Source organism: Actinomadura rugatobispora (assembly GCF_042656285.1).
GTDB classification, from domain to species: domain Bacteria; phylum Actinomycetota; class Actinomycetes; order Streptosporangiales; family Streptosporangiaceae; genus Spirillospora; species Spirillospora rugatobispora.
Genome location: NZ_JBHSON010000053.1, coordinates 75,134 through 98,905, shown reverse-complemented (window position 1 = coordinate 98,905; position 23,772 = coordinate 75,134). Strand labels below are relative to the sequence as shown.

Here is a 23,772-nt window from a genome sequence, read left to right as displayed (position 1 = left end):
TCAGGCGGGGTCGTCCTGGGCGGCGGGGGCCAGCCTGGCGCGGACGATTTTGCCGGTGGCGTTGCGCGGCAGCTCGTCCACGAAGTGCACGTCGCGCGGCACGGCGAAGCGGGCCAGCCGGGAGCGCACATGCTCGCGCACCGCGCCGGCGTCCAACTCCGTGTCAGGGTTCCGCACCACGTAGGCCACCAGCCGCTGCCCGAAGTCGGGGTCGGGGGCGCCCACCACGGCCACCTCCCGCACCTCCGGCAGCACGGCCAGGACCTCCTCCACCGCGCTCGGGAACACGTTCTCCCCACCCGAGACGATCATGTCGTCGTCCCGGCCGCGGACGAACAGCCGGCCCCGCTCGTCCAGGTGCCCGACGTCGCCCAGGCTCATCAGGCCGTCCCGCATCTCCTTGGTCTCGCCGCCGGTGTACCCGGCGAACAGCAGCTCGTTGGCGGCGAAGATGCGGCCGGTCGTCCCGGGCGGCACCGGCTCGCCGCGCTCGTCCAGGATCGCCAGCCGGGTGCCGGGCGGCGGGGTGCCCGCGGTGTCCGGGCAGGCCCGCAGGTCGGCCGGGGTCGCGATGCTGACCCACGACGCCTCGGTCGACCCGTACAGGTTGTAGAGGTGGTCGCCGAAGGCGTCCATGTACGCGGTCGCCAGCGCCCCGGGCAGCGCCGACCCGCTCGCGGCGGTGATCCGCAGCGTGGACGTGTCGTACCGGCCCCGCACCTCCCCGGGCAGTTCCAGGACGCGCTGCAGCATGACCGGCACGACGATCAGCGCGGTCGCGCCGGTCTCGGCGACCGCGCGGAGCGTCCGCTCGGGGTCGAAGCGGCGCCGCAGCACGATCGTGGCGCGCAGCGGGACGGCGGCCTGGAGCATCGCGTACCCCCAGGTGTGGAACAGCGGCGCCTCGATGAGCACCCGCTCGCGCACCCGGAAGGGGATCCGGGACAGGATCGAGGCGAGCGGCGTCATGCCGGGCCGCGAGTGCCGGTCGGCGCCCTTGGGCGTGCCGGTGGTGCCGGAGCTGAGCACGATCGTGCGCCCGGCGCGCGCCGGCGGCCGGATCCGGGCGCCGGCCGCCCCGGCGATCAGCCGTTCCATGTCCGAGTCGGGGCCGTACGCGGTGACCACCCGCACGCCCTCCGGGACCGCGTCCAGGAACTCCCCGAACTCGGGGTCGGCGATCACCACCTCGACGCGCTGCCCGCGCACGACGTCCAGCAGCTGCGCGGTGCTCATCCCGGTGTTGAGCATCACCAGGTCGGCGCCCAGCTTGCTGCACGCCACCAGCGACTGGACCATGCCGCGGTGGTTGCGGCACAGCACCGCGACCCGGGACGGGGAGCCGAGCGCGCCGAGGGCGGCGGCGAGCCGGTCGGTGCGCTCGTCCAGCTCGGCGTAGGTGAGCTCGCCGTCGTCGTCGACGATCGCCGTCCACCCGGGGTCGCGGCCCGCCGACGACACCACCGTGCCGCCCATGAGGGTGCCCCAGCGGCGCAGCGCGTTCAGCTGGCGGGCGACCCGGTGCGGCGGGCCGGGCCGCAGAAGCCCGCTGCGCGCCATCATGACGCCGATCCGCCAGGCCGCCAGGGCGCGGGCTCGGAGGCCCGATGGTCCGGTCATGTGCTGCTGTCACCGCCTGTGTCGTCCGGCTGCGGGCGCCGCTCGCACCACGACCGTAGAGGCCGCCTCACCGAACCGGCTTCTGCCCCAGGACAGGTATTCGGAGCGGCCGTTATTAACGTCCTGACAATCGGCGGGCGGGGGCAGCCGTCACTCAATCCCGGCCAGTACCACCGGGGCGAGTTGTCACTCCCGCCCATAGCCCGCGCCGCCGCGGTCGAGCACACTGCAGGGCAGTTCCCGAGCCGCGAGGTGAAGGCAATGACACGCATTTCCTGGCGCCGCTCCCTGGCCGCGGGCGCCCTCGCCATGGCCGCCGTCGCCGCGGCGGGCACCGTCACCGCCGGCCCCGCCCGGGCCGGCGCGGGACTGCGCGCCGACACCGGGGCGGAGATCGTCAAGGAGACCCGGCTGAGCGCCCGCCAGGTCGACGTGACCATCGACTCGCCGTCGCTCGGGAAGTCCGTGAAGACCCGCATCCTGCTGCCGGCGGGCTGGAGCGAGGGCGCCACGACCACCTGGCCCGTCCTTTACGCCTTCCACGGCGGCCAGGACGACTACACCTCGTGGACGCGCAACACCGACATCGAGGAGTGGGCGGCCCGGTACGACGTCATCGTGGTCATGCCGGAGGCGGCGAACGGCTCGTACGCCGACTGGCACAACTACGGCAAGCGCGGCACGCCCCGGTGGGAGACCTTCCACACGACCGAGGTGCGGCAGCTCGTCGAGCGCAACTACCACGGCGGGGCGCTGCGGGCCGCGATCGGCAACTCCTCCGGCGCGCAGGGCGCGGTGTCGTACGCGGCGCGGCACCCGGGCCTGTTCGAGCACGTGGTGTCGCTGAGCGGGCTGCTGTCGATGCGGTCGCCCGGGATCCCGGCGATGCTGATGTTCACGAACGCGGCCAACGGCCAGGACCCGTACGCCATCTGGGGCATCCCGCGGCTGGACGACGCCAGCTGGAAGGCGTACGACCCGTACGCGCTGGCCGAGAAACTACGCGGCACCAAGCTGCACTTCACCGCCGGGACGACCGGCCGGCCCGGCCCCGGCGACCCGGACGTGGCGCCGTGGGACATCGGCCTGCTGAGCGAGATCGCGATCGGCGCCAACAACAAGGAGTTCCGGAAACGGCTCGACCAGTTGGGCGTCCCGTACACCGCGAACATCTACGGTGACGGGCGCCACAACTGGCCGGCCTGGATCCGGGAGGCGACGGCCGTGTGGCCGTCGCTCATGGAGTCGATCAGCGCCCGGAAGGCGTGACCCCGGCCTCCTTCGGGTCGTCCGCGGGCCGGGGGGCCGGGACGGTTTCCGGGGCGGTCTCCGGGGCGGTCGCGGCCTCGGGAGCGGTGTCGGCGGGCAGGTCGAGCGCGTCCCGCAGCACGACCGGCTTGAGCGCCAGCGCCGCGACGATCCCGACGACCGCGATCCCCGCCGAGATCAGGAAGATGTGCCCGGTGGCGTCGCCGTAGGCGGCGCGCACGATCTCCCGGACGGGGGCGGGCAGCGCCGCGATGTCGAGGTCGCCCCCGGCCCCGCCGCCCTGGATGCCGAGCCGCTCCAGGCCGCGCGTGATGTTGGTGGCGACGTGGTTGGCCAGGACGGCGCCGAGCACCGACACGCCGATCGTCCCGCCCAGTGAGCGGAAGAAGGTGACGGCCCCGCTGGCGGCGCCGACCTCCTTCAGCGGCACCGAGTTCTGCACGACCAGGACCAGGTTCTGCATGGACGCGCCGACCCCGATGCCGACCAGCAGCATCCCGAACGCGACGTACGGCAGCGGCGTGGCGTGGTCGATGACGCTCAGCGCGGCGAACCCGGCGGTCAGCACGACCGTGCCGAACACGATGTAGGGCTTGACCCGCGCGGTCTTGGTGGTGAGCCGTCCGATGATCGTGGACGAGCCCAGCACGCCGACCATCATCGGAATGGTCAGCAGGCCGGCCTCGGTCGGGCTGTAGCCGCGGCCGATCTGGAAGTACTGGCCGAGGAAGACCGCGCCGCCGAACATCGCCATGCCCACGGCCAGGCTGGCCACGATCGACAGTGCCGTGTTGCGGCGGGCGATGATGTCGAGCGGGACGACGGGCTCGGCGACCCGCGCCTCCACCCAGACGGCCGCGGCCAGGAGCACGACGCCCGCGCCGGCCATGGTGAAGCTCTCCCAGGAGACCCAGGCGAACGACTCGCCGACGAAGGTGATCCAGAGCAGCAGCAGGCTGACGCCGGCCGCGATGAGCAGCGCGCCCCAGTAGTCGATCTTCACGCCGCCGCGGCGGACCGTCGGCAGGTGCAGCGTCTTGTGCAGGAGGCCGAAGGCCACCACCGCGAACGGCACGCCGATGAAGAAGCACCAGCGCCAGCCGAGCCACGAGGCGTCCACGATCAGGCCGCCCAGCAGCGGGCCGCCGACGGTGGCGACGGCCATGACCGCGCCGAGGTAGCCGTAGTACCGGCCCCGGTCCCGCGGGCTGATCATGCTGGCCATGACGATCTGGACCAGGATCTGCAGCGCGCCCAGGCCCAGGCCCTGCACGGCGCGGGCCGCGATGAGCTGCCCGGTGTTCTGCGCGAAGCCGGAGACCAGCGACGCGACGGTGAAGATCACGATGCCGATCTCGAGAAGCAGCTTCTTGTCGTAGAGATCGGCGAGCTTGCCCCAGATCGGCGTGCTGGCCGTGGAGACCAGCAGGGTGGCCGTGACGACCCAGGTGTACTGCGACTGGCTGCCCTTGAGCGCGCCGATGATCTGCGGCAGCGCGGTGGAGACGACGGTCGCGCTCAGCATGGCCACGAACAGCACCAGCAGGAGGCCGCTGAGGGCCTCCAGTGTCTGCCGCCGGCTCATCGGCGCGGACGCCGGCGCGGACGAGCTCTGCACGCTCGAAGCACCCGCCCTTCCAGGGATATAAGGATTGTGGTGACGTGACACAGAATGCTCTGGAGGCACAGAATATTCCCAGTGGGCAAAATTTCCCACTGGGAAGCCAAGGTAAGCTGGGACACATCATGGGCACCCCGGGCGGACTCCGCGAACGCAAGAAGGAAGCGACGCGCCAGGCGCTGCACGAGGCCGCCATGCGCCTCGCCGTCGAGCACGGCCTCGACGCCGTCACCGTCGAGTCCATCGCCGACGCCGCCGGGGTCTCCCGGCGCACCTTCTCCAACTACTTCGCCGGCAAGGAGGACGCCGTCCTCTACGGCGACGAGCAGCGCGTCGAGCGGATGCTGGAGACCTTCAGCGACCGTCCCGCCGACGAGACCACCTGGACCGCGCTGCGCCTCGCCTTCCACAGCCTCTACGACGAGGCCGGCGAACCCGACCCCCAATGGGCCGCGCAGTCCCGCATCGCCCGCCAGCACCCCGGCGTCCTGGGCCGCCAGCTCGCGCACTACGCCACGCTGGAGCGCCGCCTCGCCGAGGAGATCCGCGCCCGCGAGGGCCTGCCCGCCGGGAACCGCCGCGCCCGCGTGATCGCCGCCGCGTTCCTCGGCTCCATGCGCCTGGCCGCCCACATCTGGGCCGAGGAGCAGCCGCCCGGCCCGCGCCGCGCCCTCATCGACGAGATCCTCGACGAGATGGCCCGCCCCTTCACCTGAGGAAGTCCTGGCCGGTCCGCGTCACGCGGTGGACGGCCTCGGCGAGCGACTCGGCCCCCCAGATCGCCGCGCTCCGCACGTCGGTCCGGGCCCCGGCGTCGACAAGCGCCCGTACCGCGGGCGCCGGGGCGCCGGTGAGCACGGCCGCCACCAACGGCGTCCGGTCCCAGAAGTCGCGCGCCTCCAGATCGAACCCCTCGTCCAGCAGCCGGGGCAACAGCACCTCATGGTCCAGAACGTGCAGCCAGTGCAGCAGCGAACGGCCATCACCATCGCGCGCGTGCGCGTCGTAACCCACGTCCAGGCACCGCAGCACGCCTTCGGTATCGCCGCGCTCGACGCGGCGGAACAGCTCACGGCGCTGCTCCCGCAACGCCCGCGGCAGGAAACCGGCGCCGTCCCAGCTCTGCCGCACGGCGAAGCAGCCCGCGACCTTGCCTCCGAAGGCGCGCAGCGCCTCCTCCCACCGCCGCTCCTCGTCCGTGTGCCCGCGGATGCGCAGCGCGCCGCGCTCGAACGACACCTCGTGCCAGGCGTCCCCGCACCGCACCCGGGCGACCTTCGGCGGCGCGGATTCCCCCGGCCCACCGCCTCCGGCCGCGTCCCGTCCCGGAAAGAGCGCCTCCCGCACGAGCGGATGCAGCTCATCCGGAGTGAGCCGCCCCGCCCGCACGAGATCCAGATCCGGGGACCGGTGCCAGAACAACTCCGGCAACGCCACCAGCGGCTCGGGCCCCAGATCAGCGCGGTTGCGCACATAGGTGACCCGCAACCCGTCGTCCAGCGCCTCCAGCAGCAGGCTCATCAAGCTCACCTCGGTCGGCCGGGGCAAGGGCAGGAACGGCTGCAGCGGCCAGTTGAGGCGAAAGCGCCCACCCCCCAGCAACCCCACCTCCGCCTCGATCCGGTGCAGGGCCAGGGGAAGCATCCCGAGCTTCCACCGCCGCTCGTCCAGGTCCTGCGGATCATCCGGGTGGAGTTGCAAGCGGATGCCCGCCTCCGCGAACGCGTCCTCGACGAGGCCCCGCTCGTGCAGCACGCTGACCCGCTCCGCCCACCCGACCGGATCACCCGGGCTCTCCGCGGCCTCGCGGGGCGTGCCGTCCGCCTCGAAGAACGGCGCACGGCCGCGCCCGCCATGCCGGGCCAGGATCTCCCCCGCCCGCCGGACGTCCCAGACGTATCCGGGAGCGAGGAACCGTCCGGGCCTGGCCGGCCCGAACTCCAGACTGTTCGGACGCGGCCGTGGACGGAAGAGCCGCAGATCGCCGTACGCGGCCAGCTCATAGCGGTCGGCGTCCCCGCTCAGATGCCAGCGCAGCAGGTCAGGAGCCAGATAGAGCAGATCATTCTCCAGCGCCTCGGCGACACCCGTCCCGTGCTCGGAGGCCACCCGCGCCAGATCGAACCCGACGACCACACCCGCTTCCCGGCACGCGCCCCGCCAGTCCCCGGCCAGCCGCCGCTCCGTCGCCCGCTCGATCAACCAGCGGGGCACCTCGTACCGGCGCTCCCGCTCCCAGAACCCCGCGACCTTCCGCCCGAACGGCCCGCACTCGGACGTAGCCGGATGCGGCCCCGACCTTCCCATGCCCCTCCACGACGTTCAGGTGGCGAACCGGCCGGATTCGAACCGGCGTCCTCCCGGATCAGGGCCGGGTGCGTCGACCTCTGCGCGACGACCCGCCACCGCGCAGCCTAACCACCCCAGAACGCATATCTCGCCCCTATTCACCGGCGTCCTGGAGGAAGGCCAGGTCCTTCCTGTTCCAGATCCGGGCGATCTCGGCCGGCAACCCGCCGCTCACGTCGGCGCAGGCCCCGGCCCCGATGAGCGCCCGCACGGCCGCCGCCGACGCGCCGTTCGCCACGGCCGCCACCAGCGGCGACCGACCCCAGACGTCGCGCGCCTCCAGATCGAACCCCTCGTCCAGCAGCCGGGGCAGCAGCACCTCATGGTCCAGAACGTGCAGCCAGTGCAGCAGCGAACGGCCATCACCATCACGCGCGTGCGCGTCGAACCCCGACTCCAGGCACCGCAGGACGCCCTCGGTGTCACCGCATTCGACCCGGTGGAACAACTCCCGGCGCTGCTCCCGCAACGCCCGCGGCAGGAACCCGTCGCCGTCCCACCTCTCCCGTACGGTGAAGCAGCCCGGAACGGTGCCGCCGAGCGCCCGCAGCGTGCCCTCCCGCCGCCGCTCCTCATCCGTGTGCGCGTGAACCCGCAACTCCCCGCGCCGGAACGACACCTCGTGCCACTCCCCCCGGCACCGCACCCGCGCCACCTCCGGCGGCGCGCCCCCTGGCCCGACCGGACCGTCCGGGACGCGCTCCGGGAACAACGCCTCCCGCACGAGCGGATGCAGCTCATCCGGAGTGAGCCGCCCCGCCCGCACGAGATCCAGATCCGGGGACCGGCGCCAGAACAGCTCCGGCAACGGGTCCGCCGGCCCGTCCACATCGCCCGGCCGCATCCACGTGACCCGCAACCGGTCGTCCATCGTCTCCAGCAGCAGGTCCGTCTGCGCGTCCCACGTGTTCGGTGTGAGGGAGAAACGCCACATCTGCACGAGAAAGCGCCCGCCGCCCAGCAGCCGCACCTCCTTCTCGATCCGGTGCAGGTCCAGTGGGACCCTGCCGACCAGTGGGACCCTGCCGAGGAACTCCAGCGCCCGAGCGTTCCCGGGGGCCAGCAACTCGATCCCCGCCTCCGCGAACGCCTCCTGCACCGCCCCCCGCTCGAACAGCGCGGTGAGCCGCTCGGCCCGCTCCACCGGACCGTCCGGCACCTCCGGCGGCTCCCGCGGCGTCCCGTCCGCCTCGAAGAACGGCGCCCGCCCACGTCCCCCGAGCCTCGCGAGCAGTTCCCCGGACCGCCGCACGTCCCAGACATGACCGGGAGCGAGCAGGACATCGGGCTTGGCCCCGAACCCCAGCCCCTCCGGCCAGCTGAGGAACAACCGCGACTTCCCGTACGCGGCCAGCGCATAAGCGTCGGCGTCCCCGCTCAGATGCCAGCGCAGCAGGTCGGGCGCGAGATGCAGGAGATCGCGCTCAAGCCTCTCGGCGACGCGCGCCCCATGCTCGGAGGCCACCTCCGCCAGGTCGAACCCCACGTCCACACCCGCCGCCCGGCACGCACCGAGCCAGTCACCCGCCAGCCGCCGCTCCGTCGCCCGCTCGATCCGCCAGCGGGGCGTCCCGTACCGCCGCTCCCGCTCCCAGAACCCGGCGGCCTTCCGCCCGAACGGCGGGCACGCCGCCGTCCCCGGCCTGCCCATGCCCCTCCACAACGATCAGGTGGCGGAACGGCCGGAATCTAACCGGCGTCCTCCCGGATCGAGACCGGGTGCGTCGACCTCTGCGCTACGGCCCGCCACCGCGCAGCCTAACCACCCCAAAACCCCACCGCCCGCCTTTCCGATCGCCCTCACCAGCTCCGCCGGCGTGGCGGCCTCGACCAGCCGGTGGCGCCCGTACCCGTCGAGCGTCATCGCCCACCAAGCACCCGTGTACCTCCCCCACCACACGCAGACGCCCGGAAACCGCCGCCCGACCTCGGCCACGACCCGTTCGACCTGCCACGACGCACCCCCTCCCGTCACCGCCCACGCTCCGCGACCCGCCGCTCGGCGAAGAAGCCGAGAACGAAGACGACCGCATCCGCGATCCGCTCCACGTGCTCGCAGCACCCCGGCGCGTCGGGACCGGTCACCCGCAACCCGCGCCCCGTCAATTCCACGGCGAACGCTCACCCATAGCCGGGACCCTTCTTCTCCAGACCACCTCGCCACTGATCCGGGACGTACGCGTCCCGCTACCTTGAGTGAACCCTTGGCGCGTCCCACCAGCCCAGAGAGAGAATCGTGGAGGACCAGGGAGGCGCCGCCTCCCCTTCCCCCCGGCGAGAGGTGCGCTTCCATGCCCACCGACAAGAAGGCCATCGGCCTCCGGCTGCGCGAGGTCCGGGAGGCCACCCCGTACTGGTCACGCGGAAAGCTCGCCCGCCTCCTCCGCGCCGCCGCCGACCCCCGCGAACGCGAGGACCTGCCGCACGTCCAGAGCCTCACCGACATGATCAAGCAGTGGGAGTCCGGCAAACACCTCCCCGCCCCCCGCTACCGCAAGCTCTACGCCAGGGTCCTCGCCGAACCCGAGCCGACGCCGGCACACCTCCTCCCCGTCATGGACCTCCCGACGTCGAGCGGGCATCCCGCCGACGGCGCCTTCGTCGAGGCCCTGCGCCGGACGAACGAGGATCTCGTCCGGCTCGACGGCCAGTGGGGCGGCCACGACGTCCTGTCCCTCGCCGTGCGCGTCTTCCGCCGCGCCCACCACAAGATCGGCACGGGCGCGCACGAGCCGGCGATCGAACGCGACCTGCTCGCGGCGGCGGGCGAGACCGGCGAGATCACCGCCTGGCTCGCCTACGACGCCGATCAGCAGGCGCTGTCGCGGCAGCTCATCATGGAGGCGCTCATGCTGTCCCGCCAGGCCGGGGACCTCGACATGGAACTCTTCGAGCTGAGCCACCTCGCCATGCAGTCGCTCCACCTGAACCGGCCCACCGAGGCGATGAGGATCACCGCCGCCGTCCTCGACGAGGACCTGCCACCCCGCGTCGCCGCGCTCTTCGAATTGCGCCGGGCCCGGGTACTCGCCCAGTCCGGCGACGAGCACCGCGCGATGGCCGCGATCGAGAAGGTCAGGTGCGTCCTGTCCGACAGCGTGAGCCCCCGCGACCCGCGCTGGACGTGGTGGCTCAACGAAACCGAGGTGAACCGCCACAAGGCCACCGCGTACACCCGTCTACGCCAGTGGGAGCGAGCCGTTCCACTTCACGAGGAGGTCGTCGTCGACGATCGGGCCGCCCACGTCTACGGCAACCTCGACATGACCCAGCTACTCGAAGCGCTGGTGCACGTCAGAGATTGGCGCCGGGCCGAGGACGTCATCACCGAGATCGCGGTACTCGGAGAAGCCATCACCCGAGGGCGGGCCGCGAGTCTCCTACGCGGCGTCCTCAAACAGATCCGCCGAGCGGGCAACGCCCCGTCCACGGTCACCGACACCGCCGAAACCCTCGAACGCGCACTCGCCTAACACCCAGGGAGCGGGGCGCAACCGGGGGGTGGGGATCGGGATAGAGGAGGTGTCAGCAACCCCCCGAAACGAGGACACCCCCATGAAGAGACGCCCATGGCCGTGGTGAGCCATGCCAGGGACGAGTCCGACGATTCGATGATCGTCGCGGCCTCCCTGGAGGATCCGGAGGCGTTCGGTGAGTTGTTCCGGCGCCATTCGCCGCGCCTGCACGCGTACGTGAAACGGCGGCTCGGGGTCGCGCTCGCCGACGACCTGGTGTCGGAGACGTTCGCGATCGCGTTCCGGCAGCGTGAGAAGTTCGACGGGCGCGCGGAGTTCGGCGCGTGGCTGTGGGGCATCGCCAGCAAGCTGATCGCCAAGCACCACCGCCAGGAGACCCGCATGTACCGGGCGTTCGCCCGGACCGGCGTGGACCCGGCCGAGGAGGGCGTCGCCGACCGGGCCAGCGAGCGGACGACGGCCGCCGCGCTCGGCCCCCGGCTGGCCAAGGCCCTGGCGGGGCTGGGCGCCCAGGAGCGCAACGCCCTCCTGCTGCTGGCCTGGGGCGAGATGTCGTACGCCGAGATCGCGGCGACGCTCGACCTGCCCCTCGGCACCGTGAAGGCCAAGATCCACCGGACCCGGATCAAGCTCCGCAAGACCCTCCCCGAGGTGACGAACGATGGATGAACTCGACGCTCTGCGGCAGATGCGGACCGGCCTGGCCGAGGAGGAGCACCCGGACCGGATCGCGCTGCGCACCAACTGGCGGGCCGGAATGACCGGGCGTCCCCGCCGGGGATTCAAGCTCCCGCTGCTGAGCCTGGCGGCGACGGCGGCCGTGGTGGCGGGGGCCGTCGCGGTCGTCTCGCTGCCCTCGGACGAGGTCCCGGCGCCCGGCCCGAGCGGGACGACCGTCCCGCAGCGGCAGGGCGACGTGCTGCTGATGGCCGCCACCAACGCGGAGAAGGCGCCGATCGGCAAGTACTGGCACACCAGGACCGTCATGGGCGAGATCTACGCGGTCGGGTCGTCCCGCGCGGACCACTACAAGGTGGATTCGCGGCAGGGGAACGAGTACTGGATCGACCGGAACGGTCAGGGGCGATTCGCCCACCTCGACTTCACCGACGTGCCGGTGACCGCCCAGGACCGGCGGAAGTGGCAGGCGGCCGGTTCACCGACGTGGGTGTCGATCCCGAACTCGGAGGGGTCGGACGCCGAGATGCGCCTGGACATGCGGCCACTGTCGGGAAGGGCGTTCCGCTGGATGCCGGCCGATGACCGGTACTTCGGCATGACGCAGAAGCAGATCGCCGAGCTGCCCACCGAGCCGAAGGCGCTGGAGAACGCCTTGCTGAACCTCAAGGGTCGGTGGCGGGCGGTGGGCCAGAACGGCCCGGATGAGCGGATGCGCGCCCTGAAAGGGCAGGAACGCGCCCGGGCGCTCAGCGAGGCGGCCGGGGATCTGCTGTCCAGGATTCCGGCGCCTCCCGCGGTTCGGGCCGCGGCGTTCCGGATGCTCGCGGCCCAGCCCGGGGTCAAGGCGGAGGGCGAGACGACCGATCCGCTGGGCCGTAAGGGAACGGTCGTCTCCCTGCCGCTGAAGACGACCACGCCCCTGGGCATCTTCACCGCGCCCAAGCAGCTCGGCACCTACCGGCGCCAGTTCATCGTCGACCCCGGAAAGGGAATGCTGCTGGCCGTCCGGGATCTCGTGGCGACGCCGCCGAAGGGCAGCCTGAGACTCCCGCCGGGGGACGACGGGAAGCCCCGCAGCCTGAAGGCCGAGAACATGCCCGACCGTTTCCACCGCCCCGGCGAGCCGGCCTCGTACAAGGTCTTCGAGATCGCTGAATGGACCGACGCGGAGCCGCCACAATAGCGGCATGACCAAGGGAGGACGGCCGTGAGTCTTGGAGTTCATTTCGCCCTGGATCAGGAGCAGGAAGGTCTGGTTCTCGGCGCCGCGGACGATGAGGAACTCGCGGCCGTCATCGAGGAGATCGAGGAGAACTCCGACTCGTACTGGCACATGCCGAGCGACAAGGCGTGGGACGCGATCCACCGCTGCCTGGCGGCGGTGGACCGTCCCGGCGCCGATCTCTCCCTGGTGGTCCTGGGCGGCCGGGACCTGTACGAGGGTGCCGACTATTTCGTCGCCCACGTGACCGCCGAGGAGGTGCGGGCCCTCGCCCAGGTGCTGCCGTCCCTTGACCGTGAACTCCTGCACCGGCTCTTTTTCGCCATGGACGTCGACGATTACTACGGTCCCCACGACGAGCAGGATTTCGACTACACGTGGGAGAACTTCGAGGACGTCCGGGCGTTCTTCACGCGCGCGGCCGAGGCCGGGCGCGCGGTCGTCTTCACCGTGGACGCCTGACGCGTCCTCGTCAAGATCGAGGCGTGTTGGCCGGGGAAGTGCACACCGGGCATTGGCACTCGCCGCGCGCCTTGGCGACGAACGCGCGTTCATCGACGGTGAGTTCTTCCAGGGGAATCCACGCGTCGTCACCGCCCACACCGTCGTCCGAGGCGCTCCAGATATCGCCCCGGAGGGTGACGAGTCGTCCTTCCGCGGTGGTGGCGGCGAGTTCGGGAGGCCCGCTCGCGAAGGTGAGGCCCCGGTGGTCGCCCATCGCGGTGAAGATCTCCCAGTCGACGGCCAGGAAGTACCGCAGCCAGTGCATGCCGGCGCGCTCCGACCGCGAGCAGCAGCCGCCGGGGTTGCCGAACCACCAGGTCAGCGAGGTGTCGTCCGCGGTACAGGTGACCTGCTCGAACAGATACTCGGCCATCCGGGTGTAAAGGGGCTCTCCGAGATCGCCCCAGATGAAGTCGCACACGGTTTCCCAGATGATCGACCCCAGCCTGACGCGGTCGCCGTCACCGTTGACGTCCAGAGAGAATCCGCTCGCTCCCATGCCGCGGCACCGTACACGCCCCCGCCGACACCGGCCCGGTCAGCGGAGAAGGGCTCCGGGCTCGGCGCGCGCTCGCCGCGGTCAGCGCGCAGAACGCCTGCCGCAGGCAGGGCTGAGTATGACGCCGAGCGGCGGATCGCGGCAAGGGCTGGCGGAAGCGGCTGGTGACGCGTGGCTCAACTGTTCGTCAAGGCCCTGATCATATTGCCGGATCGCCCTTTTATGGGCTCCTTGAAGCTCTTGGCGCGCTTTGCTGTGATCGTTTGGATTTAGGGGTGTTCTTCTGCGGGTGTTATCAGCGGCGGGTTTCCGGGACTTCGCCGGTGTCGGCGCCTGTTCTGCCAGCCAAGGAGTGTGACCATGACCCTGCTGACCTACACCGTGCTCACCGATCCGGCCCCCCTGGAGGCGTCCAGGGCGGGGCAGTCCAACTCCACCGGGACGGTGTACCTGGTGGTCACCAACACCGACAGGATCGCGGCGCACTGGTCCGAAAACAAGGTGACGGTGCCCGTCGGTGACGGCGCCGACGACCTGACACGCGACATCACCAAGATCACCGCCACGGCCAAATACCACAGCCTGAAGACGGGCGCGCAGCCGCTGAAGGTCCAGCCCCAGGCCACTACCAAGTCCTTCCAGGTCACCGACCCGTCGAGCAAAAGTATCCCTTTCGCCGCCGGCGACTACCTGGTGCTGAAACTGGAGGGCGTTCCGGTCGCCGCAGCCGCCGGGCTGGCCGTGCTGACGGTGACAGAGGCCGCCAGCAGAAAAGCCGGCGCGAAGGCGAGCACCAGCGTCGCGGCGGTGCCGCTGGTGAAGACCGCCGCCAAGCAAGCCCCGGCGCCCAGCAACTTCCGCCCCGACAAGGCCATGGTGGACGACGGAGACAGCATCGTCCTGCGCTGGGACGGGCCCGCCGACTGGAAATACACGATCAATTCGCCGGACGGCACCCCGGCGACCCCACCCGTCACCACCCCGGGCCAGTGGAAACCGAACCCCGGGACCGGCCCGAAACGCGACAGCACCTACACCCTCATCGCCACCGACCCCACCGGGCGGGAACACTTCCTCACCACCACCGTCCAACTGCGCACCCCCACCTTCGAGACCGGCATCCTCACCCCCCAGGTCCAGGGGACGACGGCGAGCACCGGGATCCTGGCCCTCACCACCGACGGGGTGCGGGTCGCCAACACCTCCGGCGGCGAGAAGACGATCCTCGCCGACAAGATCACCGTCAACCAGGTGAGAGCCGAACGGTTCCAGGGGCTGAGTTACACGGGGAGCCTGACCTTCACCGGCGACGGCGTGGAGATCTCCAGCAGCTACAACACTCAGGGAGAGGTCGTCGCCGACCGGGTCGTCGTCAACCGGGTGAACGCCACACGGGTCCAAGGAAAAAGCACCACCGACGGATGGATCAGCTTTCCTGAATCTGGCATACAGGTAAGCCATGGCGCGTACAACGACCCCCCTCGAATCGGCGCCGTGTACGCCGAGAGCGGTATATATCAGAGGCAATTCGCCCCTGGGCAGGAGAATCGCTGGATCCGTCTGTCAGATGGCGGAGAGATATCCCTGCAACAAAGGAGTACGGATGGGACGGACAGCTACGCGCGCCTGACGGTGTCCAGGCTGGAAACCAGTACTTCCCAGTGGTGAGTGCATGATCGGTGGCCTGCTGCCCCGGCTCGTCGAGGGATTTGCCTACGTGGGGGCCGACCGCCATCGCCAGCATCGCCAAGGCCACCAACGTCCCGTTCCAACAGGCACTCCAGGGTGTCCAACCGCTGACGGACATTGCCTTGTGGCCTGAGCTGATTGTTGGACCGTGGGAGTAGATCCTGAGCCTGGCCAGTGCAGTGAAGGGTGAACTCCGTCCACGCGGACGCGTTCGTGGACGCGGCGGTCGCCAGCATCCCGGCGGGGCGCATGGCGCGTCCCGAGGAGGTCACCGTGGACGGCGGCCTGGTCTCCAACGGCCTCTACCACCACATCATCACCGAGTCCGGGGGTCTCTCCGATGGAACCTGACGTGATCGTGGTCGGCGGCGGGGGCATCGGCGGCCGGGCGCGGCGCCTCGGTGCTGCTGAGGCGGAGGGCGAGCTGGGCGGCTCCACGCAAGTGTGGGCGGGGATGTTCACGCGGCGGGCACCACCGTGCAGGCCGGACTCGGGATCGAGGAGTCGCCCGAGCGCTTCTTCCAGCCCTACATGAACCTCAAGCAGTGGATGCTCAACCCCGGGCTGGTCAGGGCTTCTGCGAGCAGGCCGGGCCGACGCTGGAATGCCTGATCGGGCTGAGCGTGGAGATCTTCGCGGCCGTGTCGCACAGCGCGCCACATGCCAGGGCTGTGCCGGGCCGGGGTCGAGGACGTGTGGCGCGGCCACGTGCCCAGGGACCAGGGGTACGAGCTCGTCCAGGTGCTGGCGCGGGCGTGCCGGGCGGGCGGTGTGGAGATCGTCCCGAACACGCGGGTGCAGCGGCTGGTGGAGGAGGACGGCCGGGTCGTGGGCGTGGTCGCCGACGACGTGGGGGACAGGGCGGGCGCGGTCGTGTTCGCGCACGGCCCCGATCTCCTGGCCCGCCACTACCCGCCGCAGGGCGGGCCGGGGACGCGCTGTTCGTGGTGACGGCGCCCGGCAGCCGCGGCGACCACCTGCGGTTCGGCGAGCAGGTCGGCGCGGCCGTCGCCGGCGAGGAGTGGGGGCTGATGCTCCGACCGCCTACTTCCAGCGGCTACACCAACTGGCAGTCGGGGTTCCCGCCGGTGTCGCGGGAGCGGACGGCGGTGGGGCCGGCGGCGATCAACTCGATTGGGTCGCTGGGCGGCTTCTTCGGCCCGTGCGTGATCGGCAAGAACGCCACGATCGGGCTGTACTTCCCGATCGGCTGCCTGGTGGTGTGCGCGGTCATGCCGGCCTTCCCCGCGAACCGAGGCGACGGCGCCGAAGTAGTACATGTGTGAATCATCTTGCCCGCGCCGCTAGGGTGGTGGCCATGGCCGCCGCAGACGAGGACGCCACCGCCCCGGAGCTCGATTTCTGGTCGTTCGTCGAGCTGGCCGACCGCCGGCTTTCGGAGGAGTTCGGGTTCCCGCACCGGCTGGCCACCCAGGTGCTGCTCACCCTCAACCGCGCCTCCATGATCGTCACCTATGACCTGGAGGCCGCGGTGCACCGGCCGCGCGGGCTGTCCTGGGCGGGCTTCCGCCTGCTGTTCGTGACCTGGCTGGCCGGCCCGCTGGAGTCCCGGCGGGCCGCCACGCTGGCCGGGATGAGCCGCGCGGCCGTGTCCAACCTGGCCAAGACGCTGGTGGCCGACGGCCTGCTGGCGCGCTCGCCCGGCGAGCGCGACGGCCGCGCGGTGCTGCTGTCGCTGACCGAGCGGGGGCGGAGCGCGATGCTCGAGGTGTTCCGGGCGCAGAACGAGCGCGAGCACCAGTGGACGAGCGTGCTCACCGAGACCGAGCAGCGGATCCTGATCATGCTCCTGGACAAGCTGATCGCCAACCGCGACCAGTTCGACGTCCGCGAGCGCAGCTGACGCCCTTTCCCTTGGACGCCCGGTCGCGGGCTTGACGTCCCCGCACGTCCGACAGATAGTCAATGTGTTAACTAGTTTCCGGAGGAGGAGGGGCAGGCATGGCGTACTACCGCCGGGTCGGCGACGTCCCGCCCAAGCGCCACACCCAGCACCGCGACGCGGACGACCGGCTCTACCACGAGGAGCTGATGGGCGAGGAGGGCTTCTCCTCCGACTCCTCGCTCCTCTACCACCGGGGCCTGCCCTCGGCCATCGTCGACTCCCGCACCTGGGAGATCCCCGACGCCTCGACCACCCCCAACCACCCGCTCAAGCCCCGCCACCTGCGGCTGCACGACCTGTTCCCCAAGGACGCCCAGGCCGCGTCCGACATCGTCACCGGCCGCAGGCTGATCCTGGGGAACGCCGACGTGCGGCTGTCGTACGCCGTCTCCACCGCCGACTCGCCGCTCTACCGCAACGCCACCGGCGACGAGATCGTCTACGTGGAGTCCGGGGAGGCCACGGTCGAGACCGTCTTCGGCGCCCTCGCCGCCGGGCCCGGCGACTACGTCGTCCTCCCCGCCTCGACCACGCACCGCTGGCTGCCCAAGGGCGAGGGCCCGCTGCGCGCGTACGTCATCGAGGCCACGGGGCACGTCGCGCCGCCCAAGCGGTACCTGTCGCGCTACGGGCAGTTCCTGGAGCACGCCCCGTACTGCGAGCGCGACCTGCACGGCCCCGCCGACGTCCTCCAGGCCACCGGCACCGACGTGGAGGTCCTGGTCAAGCACCGCACCTCGCGCGGCCTGGCCGGGACCCGGCTGGTGTACGCCGACCACCCCTTCGACGTGGTGGGGTGGGACGGCTGCCTCTACCCGTTCACCTTCAGCGTCCACGACTTCGAGCCCCTCACCGGCCGCGTCCACCAGCCGCCGCCCGTGCACCAGGTGTTCGAGGGGCACGACTTCGTGGTGTGCAACTTCGTGCCCCGCAAGGTCGACTACCACCCGCTGTCGATCCCGGTGCCCTACTACCACTCCAACGTGGACTCCGACGAGGTCATGTTCTACTGCGGCGGCGACTACGAGGCGCGGAAGGGCTCGGGTATCGGGCAGGGCTCGGTGTCGGTCCACCCGGGCGGGCACCCGCACGGGCCGCAGCCGGGCGCCTACGAGCGCAGCATCGGCGCGGAGTTCTTCGACGAGCTGGCCGTCATGGTCGACACGTTCCGGCCGCTGGAGCTGGGCGAGGGCGGCCTGGCCTGCGAGGACCCCGGCTACGCCTGGACGTGGGCGGGCCGCCGCGCGGAGGGTTCCCAGTGAGCGTTCCGAGGTTCGCGGTGGGGCTGTGCGACGACGCGGCCGTCTTCCCGCCGGGGTCGATGCCGCTTCCCGAGGCCGTGCCGGCGCACGTCCGGCACAAGCGGTCGCCGTACGCGGCGCTGGTCGGCTCGTTCATCGTCGCCGCACCCGCCCTGGAGGAACTGGGCACGCTGCTCGCCGGCGGCGATCCGGTGCTCGATCTGGTGGTCACGCTGCCCGGCGGGCCCGATCAGCTCCCCGGCGCGGTCTCGGCGGCGGCCGGGCTCCCGGTCCGGCTCGCGGGCGTCGAGGTCGCCGTCCCGCCCGGCCTGGCCGCCGCCGACCTGCTGGCCGCGCTCGACCGCGCGGCGCCCGCCGGGGTGCCGGTCTTCGTCGAGGTGCCCCGGGACGAGCTGCGCCCGGAGATCGTCGCCGCGCTGCCCGCCACTCCGTACCGCGCCAAGTTCCGCACCGGCGGGGTCAAGGCCGGACTCCACCCGGACGAGGCGGAGCTGGCCGCCGCGATCAGGGCCGTGGTGGACGCCGGAGTGCCGTTCAAGGCCACCGCCGGGCTGCACCACGCCGTCCGCAACACCGACCCGGAGACCGGGTTCGAGCAGCACGGCTTCCTGAACATCCTGCTCGCCGTCGACGCCGCGCTCGCCGGCGCCGCCGAGGACGACCTGGTGACGATCCTGGCGCGTCGCGATGGCACGGCCGTGGCCGCGGGTATCACCGACCTGGACGGTTCCCGTGCCGAGGCCGTCCGCGCCCGGTTCCTGTCGTTCGGCACGTGCAGCATCACCGACCCCCTGGCCGACCTGACCGCCCTGGGCCTGGCCGACGGAGAAGGAGACCCCGCGTGACCACGATCCCCATCCCGGAGGGCTCGCCGTTCGGGCTCGCCAACCTGCCCTACGGGGTGTTCTCCTCCCCCGGCGGGGCGCCGCGCGTGGGCGTCCGCGCCGGAGACTCCGTCGTCGACCTCGCGCGCGCGCTCGGTGACGAAGTCTTCGCGCGGCCGTCGCTCAACGCGTTCATGGCCCAGGGGCACGAGCGCTGGGCCGAGGTCCGGAGCCGCGTCACCGAAATGGTGTCGGGCGAAGTGCCCGGCGACGCCGTGTTCGCGGTGGACGCGGTGACGCTGCACCTGCCGTTCGAGGTCGCCGACTACGTGGACTTCTACGCCTCCGAGCACCACGCGTCCAACCTCGGGCGGCTCTTCCGTCCCGACGCCGAGCCGCTGATGCCCAACTGGAAGCACCTGCCCGTCGGCTACCACGGCCGCGCCGGGACGGTCGTCGTCTCCGGCACCGGCATCGTCCGGCCGCGCGGCCAGCGCAAGGCTCCGGCCGACGCCGCGCCGACGTTCGGGGAGTGCCGGCGGCTGGACATCGAGGCCGAGCTGGGCTTCGTCGTCGGCACCGGGTCGCTGCTGGGCACCCCGATCGGCTGCGACGACTTCGCCCGGCACGTCTTCGGCGCCGTCCTGGTGAACGACTGGTCGGCCCGCGACATCCAGGCCTGGGAGTACGTACCGCTCGGCCCGTTCCTCGGCAAGAGCTTCGCGACGTCCGTCTCGCCGTGGGTCGTCCCCCTCGCCGCCCTGGAGCACGCCCGCGTCCCCACCCCGCCGCAGGACCCCGAGCCGCTGCCCTACCTGCGCGAGAGCGCCCCGTGGGGTCTGGACGTCGACCTGGCCGTCGAGTGGAACGGCGAGGTCGTGTCGCGGCCGCCGTACCGGGAGATGTACTGGTCGCCCGCGCAGATGCTGGCGCACCTGACGGTCAACGGCGCCTCCGCCCGCACCGGCGACCTGTACGCCTCCGGCACCATCTCCGGCCCCGCGCGCGAGCAGCGCGGCGCGTTCATCGAGTTGACCTGGGGCGGCAAGGAGCCGGTCAAGGTGAACGGCGAGGAACGAACGTTCCTGGAGGACGGCGACGAAGTGGTCATCTCCGCCACCGCGCCCGGACCGGACGGCGCCCGCATCGGCTTCGGCGACGTGCGCGGCCGCGTCCTTCCCGCCGCCCACTGAAACCGGGGAAACGCGGAGGAAACCGTCGTCCGAGCATCATCACCCCGAACGATCCGGCGGGCCGCGCGCACCGCCACGGACGTCCCACCGGCGGCCGCGTGCACCACCGTGATCGTTCGATAGCAAATCGCAACATTGAACGCAGGGGACGGGACCGTCCTTACCGGGTATTTTTTCAACATCATCAAATTTGGACCTTCATCGGGACAAGCCTTGGTACAGGCTGGCGGGACAGGTTCGGTACGGCGGGAAGCCGGCTCGGGGTGGCACAAGTGCGCATGAACGGCAGAATCATTCGACGTTGGACGGCCGCTGGGGTGGCGGTGGCCGGAGTACTGGCGCTCACCGCCTGCTCCTCCAGCCGCGAGGGGACCACCGCGGGCGGTGACACCAAGGTCCCGGCGGCCAAGGTGTCCATCACCCCGGCGCAGGGCGCCGAGAAGGCCCGCCCCGACAAGGGCGTGGTCGTCACCTCGGCGGGCGGCACGCTGGAGAACGTCACCGTCCAGGCCGGCGGCAAGGCCATCCCCGGCGACTTCAACGCCCAGAAGACCCAGTGGCGCTCGCGCTGGACGCTCAGGCCGTCCACCACCTACACCGTGAACGCCTCCGCGAAGAACTCCATCGGCACCGCTTCGCAGGCCGCGAGCAAGTTCAGGACGCTCAAGCCGAAGGAGACCCTCTCCGCCTCGGTGGACTGGATCCTGGAGGGCAACAAGGGCAAGAAGTACGGCGTCGGCATGCCGATCATCCTCGACTTCGACCGCGCCGTCCCCAACAAGGACCTGGTCGAGAAGGCGCTGGAGGTCAAGGCCGAGAAGCCGGTCGAGGGCGCCTGGCGCTGGATGGGCGACCAGCGCGTCGTCTACCGTCCCAAGACCTACTGGCCCGCCCACCAGAAGGTCACGCTGAACGCCCGGTTGGCCGGGGTCCGCGCCGGCAAGGACATCTACGGCACCAGGAACCTCAGCCGCACCTTCGAGATCGGCGCCGCCCGGATCGCCAAGATCAACCTGAAGAAGCACAAGATGACCGTCAGCATCGACGGCAAGAAGGCGCGCACCGTCCCGGTCAGCGGCGGCAACGCCAGCACCCGCGAGTACACCACCACCAGCGGCGTGCACCTGACCATGGAGAAGGGCAACCCGGTCCGCATGGTCGCCCCGGGCCGCAAGAAGGGCGACCCCGGCTACTACGACGAGCTGATCAACTACGCGGTCCGCATCTCCAACAGCGGCGAGTACCTGCACCAGACCTCCGGCCAGGAGTACTGCCTGGGCGAGATGAACTGCAGCCACGGCTGTGTCCGGCAGCCCGCCAAGGACGCGCTCTGGTTCTACCGGAACGTCCAGCCGGGTGACGTCGTCACCATCACCGGCACCAAGCGCGACCTGGAGTACGACAACGGCTGGGGCTTCTGGCAGCTGTCCTTCGACAAGTGGAAGAAGGGCAGCGCCCTCGCCTGACCCTTCCCCGCACAATGACGCCGCCCCACCCTGCCGAGGGTCGGGCGGCGTCGTTCTGGTCTACCGCAGCGACCAGGACACCGGGCCGTCGTCGGTGTCCAACCACACGCGTTGTTCGTGACCGTCGGTGCGTATGCGGAACTGGTCGATCTCGGGGGAACCGGCGCGGCGCCAGATGGCCACGGCGGATTCGGCGTCATCCCACAAGCGGATTCGACCGGACTGCCGGACGGTCCATCCGCCGCCGGGCTCGGGTGTGAGCGAGGCGGCGGACCCGGTCGCGGTGTCGACGTAGTAGGTGATCAGTGGTCCGCCGTCGATGCTGATCGTCTTCACCTGGGCCGCGGGTAGGGCGAGTTGCGTGACGAACGTGCCGGCCCAGTCCTGGCGGATGTCAGGGCCGACGACGGCCGCCCGCGAGGTGGCCTCGGTGAGCGCCTTGAACGCCGTGCTCATCTGATCGTCGCTGATCGGGGACGGTGCCTGCGGACGGGCGATCATGAACGAGACCGTTCCGGGCAGGAACCGGCCCTCGGCGACCCCGTCGTCGCCCATGTCCAACATGGCAAGCCCGTACCCTCCGAGCCATCCGGTGACGGTGACCAGGATCCGGCCCCCGGATCGGGTCTGGTCGAGCCACGCGCGCGGGATCTTCCGGACGGAACAGGTCGCGATCACACGGTCGTAGGGAGCGCGCCCGGGGACACCGTCGAGGCCGTCACCGTTCACCAGGTTCGGGGCGAATCCCGCACGCCGCAGCGCGGCGGCGGCGTTCGCGGCGACGCCGGGGTCGACCTCGATCGAGGTGATCCTGCCGTCGCCGAGACGGTCGCACATCAGCGCCGTCGAGTACCCGGTGCCGGTGCCGATCTCCAACACCGTGGTGTCGTCGGCGACGGCGAGGTACTCCAGCATCCGAACGACCAGGCCGGGCAGTGTCGAGGACGAGGTCGGGTCTCCGCTGACCGGCTCGGTCACATCGTGCGGGGTGATGTGCCGGTCGAGTTGGGTCACCCATGTCTCGTCCCGGTAGGCGAGTTCGAGCCATCGGTCCGGGTCGTGATCGCCGCTGACCGGCGCCCACAGGGTGACCCCGTTGGGGCCGTCGGTCCAGCGGAAGAACTCGGGCACGAACAGATGGCGCGGCACTCGCTCGACCGCGCGTCGCCATTGCGGCGAGTGCAGTTCGCCGACCCGTTGGAGTTCGTCGGCGAGCGCGTGCCGTAGCGAAGCGGCGTGTGCGTCGTGGTCGGTCATGCGTGTCCCCGTTCGAGGAGATCGGCGAGCGCGGCGGTCATGGGGAGCCCGGTCTCGTTCTCCAGCCAGGCCCATTGGCCGTTGGGGTTGCACTCCAGGAACACCGGCGTGCCGTCGGGCTGTAGTGCGAAGTCGAAGCACCCGAAGACCAGATCGAACCGCTTGAGGTAGGCGGCGATGAGATCGGGCATGCCGGGCGGCGGGTCGGTGGCGGTGTAGGTGAGCGCGTCGTAGTCGTACCGCCAATCCAAGAGGTCACCGGAGTCGATCCGCACGCAGAACACGCGGTCGCCGATCGCCGTCACCCGCAGATGGCCAACGGCCTGCACCTTCGTTTGGAACAGGTGCGCGGTCGCGGCGATCGACTCGTCGAATTCGGCCGGGTCTACCTCGGTGACCCACACGGTTCTCGCTTGGCCGTCCTGACGGTACGGGCTCGCGCGAAGCGGCTTGTAGATGACCGGCCCGTGCTCGGACGCGAACATCTGAGCCTGGCCAGGGTCGTTGGTGACCAGCGTCGTCGGCACAACGAACCCGAGGTCGGCGGCGACGGTGAGCTGCGCGGGCTTAAACTCGGCGTCGGCGATGGCGTGCGGATGGTTGACGTACGAACACCGCGGAAGCGACGCCAGCACGCCACCGAGCCCGAAACGGGCCTGCAGCGTGGCGAAATGGGCCTCCTGCTCGTCGAGACCGGGGAAGGTGAAGCCGCGCGGGCGCCGGTAGTACAGCGACCGCGCGGCATCAAGGTCGGCACAGCGCGTCGAGGTCGTCAGGCTGCCGCGCAGCCCGTCGCCGTCGATCGTCGCCGAGAACGCGAGCGTGTGCGGGAACTCGGCGGGATCGAATCGCACGACGGGCACGTCCCGCCGGTTGAGTTCAGCGACGACGATGTCGGCGGTCACATCATTGGGTTGCGTGACCACCAGCACGG

At 71.1% G+C, this 23,772-nt stretch carries 24 protein-coding genes and 2 tRNA genes; 16 read left to right on the top strand and 10 right to left on the bottom strand.

Translation table 11 applies throughout. The features are described from left to right. Window positions 1-1,620, bottom strand: a complete 1,620-nt coding sequence (locus ACFPZN_RS32810; protein WP_378286171.1) for an AMP-binding protein — start codon at window positions 1,618-1,620, stop codon at window positions 1-3. 261 nt (window positions 1,621-1,881) lie between these two features. Between ACFPZN_RS32810 and ACFPZN_RS32805 the strand changes: the two genes are divergently transcribed. Further along, window positions 1,882-2,889 (top strand): alpha/beta hydrolase, encoded by a 1,008-nt coding sequence (locus tag ACFPZN_RS32805; RefSeq protein WP_378286170.1) that lies wholly within the window; start codon window positions 1,882-1,884, stop codon window positions 2,887-2,889. Here ACFPZN_RS32805 and ACFPZN_RS32800 read toward each other — a convergent pair. Then, complete coding sequence (locus ACFPZN_RS32800) at window positions 2,870-4,507, bottom strand: MDR family MFS transporter (RefSeq protein ID WP_464043945.1); 1,638 nt, start codon at window positions 4,505-4,507, stop codon at window positions 2,870-2,872. The two genes, ACFPZN_RS32805 and ACFPZN_RS32800, sit on opposite strands and share 20 nt — an antisense overlap. Window positions 4,508-4,635: 128 nt before the next feature. On the opposite strand from ACFPZN_RS32800, the gene ACFPZN_RS32795 reads away from it, so the two are divergent. After that, a complete protein-coding gene (locus ACFPZN_RS32795; RefSeq protein ID WP_378286169.1) occupies window positions 4,636-5,226 on the top strand; it encodes a TetR/AcrR family transcriptional regulator in 591 nt (196 codons plus the stop codon). Here ACFPZN_RS32795 and ACFPZN_RS32790 read toward each other — a convergent pair. From ACFPZN_RS32790 to ACFPZN_RS32770, 5 genes are all read right to left on the bottom strand, one after another. After that, window positions 5,219-6,817: an ankyrin repeat domain-containing protein gene (locus ACFPZN_RS32790; RefSeq protein ID WP_378286167.1), complete on the bottom strand. Its 1,599-nt coding sequence runs from the start codon at window positions 6,815-6,817 to the stop codon at window positions 5,219-5,221. The two genes, ACFPZN_RS32795 and ACFPZN_RS32790, sit on opposite strands and share 8 nt — an antisense overlap. A gap of 20 nt (window positions 6,818-6,837) precedes the next feature. Beyond that, a tRNA-Gln gene (locus ACFPZN_RS32785) sits at window positions 6,838-6,911 on the bottom strand. A gap of 42 nt (window positions 6,912-6,953) precedes the next feature. Next, window positions 6,954-8,510 (bottom strand): hypothetical protein, encoded by a 1,557-nt coding sequence (locus ACFPZN_RS32780; protein WP_378286166.1) that lies wholly within the window; start codon window positions 8,508-8,510, stop codon window positions 6,954-6,956. A gap of 21 nt (window positions 8,511-8,531) precedes the next feature. Further along, window positions 8,532-8,606, bottom strand: a tRNA-Arg gene (locus ACFPZN_RS32775). Window positions 8,607-8,830: 224 nt separating this feature from the next. Continuing rightward, window positions 8,831-8,971: a hypothetical protein gene (locus tag ACFPZN_RS32770; RefSeq protein WP_378286165.1), complete on the bottom strand. Its 141-nt coding sequence runs from the start codon at window positions 8,969-8,971 to the stop codon at window positions 8,831-8,833. 179 nt (window positions 8,972-9,150) lie between these two features. Between ACFPZN_RS32770 and ACFPZN_RS32765 the strand changes: the two genes are divergently transcribed. The 4 genes from ACFPZN_RS32765 (at window position 9,151) to ACFPZN_RS32750 (ending at window position 12,700) form a co-directional block, all read left to right on the top strand. Beyond that, complete coding sequence (locus ACFPZN_RS32765; protein ID WP_378286164.1) at window positions 9,151-10,332, top strand: hypothetical protein; 1,182 nt, start codon at window positions 9,151-9,153, stop codon at window positions 10,330-10,332. A gap of 96 nt (window positions 10,333-10,428) precedes the next feature. Beyond that, window positions 10,429-11,004 carry an RNA polymerase sigma factor gene (locus tag ACFPZN_RS32760; protein ID WP_378286163.1) on the top strand — a complete coding sequence of 192 codons (576 nt, stop codon included), beginning with the start codon at window positions 10,429-10,431 and terminating at the stop codon, window positions 11,002-11,004. Beyond that, window positions 10,997-12,199, top strand: a complete 1,203-nt coding sequence (locus ACFPZN_RS32755) for a CU044_5270 family protein (protein ID WP_378286162.1) — start codon at window positions 10,997-10,999, stop codon at window positions 12,197-12,199. The genes ACFPZN_RS32760 and ACFPZN_RS32755 overlap by 8 nt, the downstream gene beginning before the upstream one ends. Window positions 12,200-12,223: 24 nt before the next feature. After that, on the top strand, window positions 12,224-12,700 hold the full coding sequence (locus ACFPZN_RS32750) for a DUF1877 family protein (RefSeq protein WP_378286161.1): 477 nt from the start codon (window positions 12,224-12,226) through the stop codon (window positions 12,698-12,700). Window positions 12,701-12,710: 10 nt separating this feature from the next. Here ACFPZN_RS32750 and ACFPZN_RS32745 read toward each other — a convergent pair whose 3' ends face one another. Continuing rightward, on the bottom strand, window positions 12,711-13,241 hold the full coding sequence (locus tag ACFPZN_RS32745) for a hypothetical protein (protein ID WP_378286160.1): 531 nt from the start codon (window positions 13,239-13,241) through the stop codon (window positions 12,711-12,713). Window positions 13,242-13,601: 360 nt separating this feature from the next. Between ACFPZN_RS32745 and ACFPZN_RS32740 the strand changes: the two genes are divergently transcribed. The 10 genes from ACFPZN_RS32740 to ACFPZN_RS32695 all read left to right on the top strand — a co-directional run bounded on the left by ACFPZN_RS32740 (window position 13,602) and on the right by ACFPZN_RS32695 (window position 21,581). Then, the gene (locus tag ACFPZN_RS32740; RefSeq protein ID WP_378286158.1) at window positions 13,602-14,909 is read left to right on the top strand and encodes a hypothetical protein; all 1,308 of its coding nucleotides are present in this window, start codon (window positions 13,602-13,604) and stop codon (window positions 14,907-14,909) included. Window positions 14,910-15,116: 207 nt separating this feature from the next. Then, window positions 15,117-15,281, top strand: a complete 165-nt coding sequence (locus ACFPZN_RS32735) for a hypothetical protein (RefSeq protein WP_378286157.1) — start codon at window positions 15,117-15,119, stop codon at window positions 15,279-15,281. A 93-nt stretch (window positions 15,282-15,374) separates the two neighbouring features. Then, window positions 15,375-15,542 (top strand): hypothetical protein, encoded by a 168-nt coding sequence (locus ACFPZN_RS32730; RefSeq protein ID WP_378286155.1) that lies wholly within the window; start codon window positions 15,375-15,377, stop codon window positions 15,540-15,542. 48 nt (window positions 15,543-15,590) lie between these two features. Continuing rightward, window positions 15,591-15,881: an FAD-dependent oxidoreductase gene (locus tag ACFPZN_RS32725; protein WP_378286153.1), complete on the top strand. Its 291-nt coding sequence runs from the start codon at window positions 15,591-15,593 to the stop codon at window positions 15,879-15,881. Then, window positions 15,875-16,216 (top strand): hypothetical protein, encoded by a 342-nt coding sequence (locus ACFPZN_RS32720; protein ID WP_378286152.1) that lies wholly within the window; start codon window positions 15,875-15,877, stop codon window positions 16,214-16,216. The genes ACFPZN_RS32725 and ACFPZN_RS32720 overlap by 7 nt, the downstream gene beginning before the upstream one ends. A 32-nt stretch (window positions 16,217-16,248) precedes the next feature. Then, window positions 16,249-16,794, top strand: coding sequence for a MarR family winged helix-turn-helix transcriptional regulator (locus ACFPZN_RS32715; protein ID WP_378286151.1), 546 nt, complete (start codon window positions 16,249-16,251; stop codon window positions 16,792-16,794). A gap of 98 nt (window positions 16,795-16,892) precedes the next feature. Then, window positions 16,893-18,098, top strand: coding sequence for a homogentisate 1,2-dioxygenase (locus ACFPZN_RS32710; RefSeq protein ID WP_378286150.1), 1,206 nt, complete (start codon window positions 16,893-16,895; stop codon window positions 18,096-18,098). Further along, on the top strand, window positions 18,095-18,943 hold the full coding sequence (locus tag ACFPZN_RS32705) for a hypothetical protein (RefSeq protein ID WP_378286149.1): 849 nt from the start codon (window positions 18,095-18,097) through the stop codon (window positions 18,941-18,943). Before ACFPZN_RS32710 ends, ACFPZN_RS32705 begins: the two co-directional genes overlap by 4 nt. Further along, a complete protein-coding gene (fahA, locus tag ACFPZN_RS32700) occupies window positions 18,940-20,115 on the top strand; it encodes a fumarylacetoacetase (RefSeq protein WP_378286148.1) in 1,176 nt (391 codons plus the stop codon). Before ACFPZN_RS32705 ends, fahA begins: the two co-directional genes overlap by 4 nt. 323 nt (window positions 20,116-20,438) lie before the next feature. Continuing rightward, window positions 20,439-21,581, top strand: a complete 1,143-nt coding sequence (locus ACFPZN_RS32695) for a L,D-transpeptidase (protein WP_378286147.1) — start codon at window positions 20,439-20,441, stop codon at window positions 21,579-21,581. Window positions 21,582-21,641: 60 nt separating this feature from the next. Here the strand turns inward: ACFPZN_RS32695 and tgmC are convergent, their stop codons facing one another. Next, complete coding sequence (gene tgmC, locus ACFPZN_RS32690; protein WP_378286145.1) at window positions 21,642-22,838, bottom strand: ATP-grasp peptide maturase system methyltransferase; 1,197 nt, start codon at window positions 22,836-22,838, stop codon at window positions 21,642-21,644. Next, window positions 22,835-23,770, bottom strand: coding sequence for an ATP-grasp ribosomal peptide maturase (gene tgmB, locus ACFPZN_RS32685; RefSeq protein WP_378286144.1), 936 nt, complete (start codon window positions 23,768-23,770; stop codon window positions 22,835-22,837). Before tgmB ends, tgmC begins: the two co-directional genes overlap by 4 nt. Between the last annotated feature and the right edge of the window lie 2 nt (window positions 23,771-23,772).

What these genes read in the sequence shown, in the direction of transcription:
- ACFPZN_RS32810 (WP_378286171.1), bottom strand. Translation starts at nt 1,620, where the DNA reads ATGACCGGACCATCGGGCCTCCGAGCCCGCGCCCTGGCGGCCTGGCGG.
- ACFPZN_RS32805 (WP_378286170.1), top strand. Translation starts at nt 1,882, where the DNA reads ATGACACGCATTTCCTGGCGCCGCTCCCTGGCCGCGGGCGCCCTCGCC.
- ACFPZN_RS32795 (WP_378286169.1), top strand. Translation starts at nt 4,636, where the DNA reads ATGGGCACCCCGGGCGGACTCCGCGAACGCAAGAAGGAAGCGACGCGC.
- ACFPZN_RS32790 (WP_378286167.1), bottom strand. Translation starts at nt 6,817, where the DNA reads ATGGGAAGGTCGGGGCCGCATCCGGCTACGTCCGAGTGCGGGCCGTTC.
- ACFPZN_RS32780 (WP_378286166.1), bottom strand. Translation starts at nt 8,510, where the DNA reads ATGGGCAGGCCGGGGACGGCGGCGTGCCCGCCGTTCGGGCGGAAGGCC.
- ACFPZN_RS32765 (WP_378286164.1), top strand. Translation starts at nt 9,151, where the DNA reads ATGCCCACCGACAAGAAGGCCATCGGCCTCCGGCTGCGCGAGGTCCGG.
- ACFPZN_RS32760 (WP_378286163.1), top strand. Translation starts at nt 10,429, where the DNA reads ATGGCCGTGGTGAGCCATGCCAGGGACGAGTCCGACGATTCGATGATC.
- ACFPZN_RS32755 (WP_378286162.1), top strand. Translation starts at nt 10,997, where the DNA reads ATGGATGAACTCGACGCTCTGCGGCAGATGCGGACCGGCCTGGCCGAG.
- ACFPZN_RS32745 (WP_378286160.1), bottom strand. Translation starts at nt 13,241, where the DNA reads ATGGGAGCGAGCGGATTCTCTCTGGACGTCAACGGTGACGGCGACCGC.
- ACFPZN_RS32740 (WP_378286158.1), top strand. Translation starts at nt 13,602, where the DNA reads ATGACCCTGCTGACCTACACCGTGCTCACCGATCCGGCCCCCCTGGAG.
- ACFPZN_RS32725 (WP_378286153.1), top strand. Translation starts at nt 15,591, where the DNA reads ATGCCAGGGCTGTGCCGGGCCGGGGTCGAGGACGTGTGGCGCGGCCAC.
- ACFPZN_RS32715 (WP_378286151.1), top strand. Translation starts at nt 16,249, where the DNA reads ATGGCCGCCGCAGACGAGGACGCCACCGCCCCGGAGCTCGATTTCTGG.
- ACFPZN_RS32710 (WP_378286150.1), top strand. Translation starts at nt 16,893, where the DNA reads ATGGCGTACTACCGCCGGGTCGGCGACGTCCCGCCCAAGCGCCACACC.
- tgmC (WP_378286145.1), bottom strand. Translation starts at nt 22,838, where the DNA reads ATGACCGACCACGACGCACACGCCGCTTCGCTACGGCACGCGCTCGCC.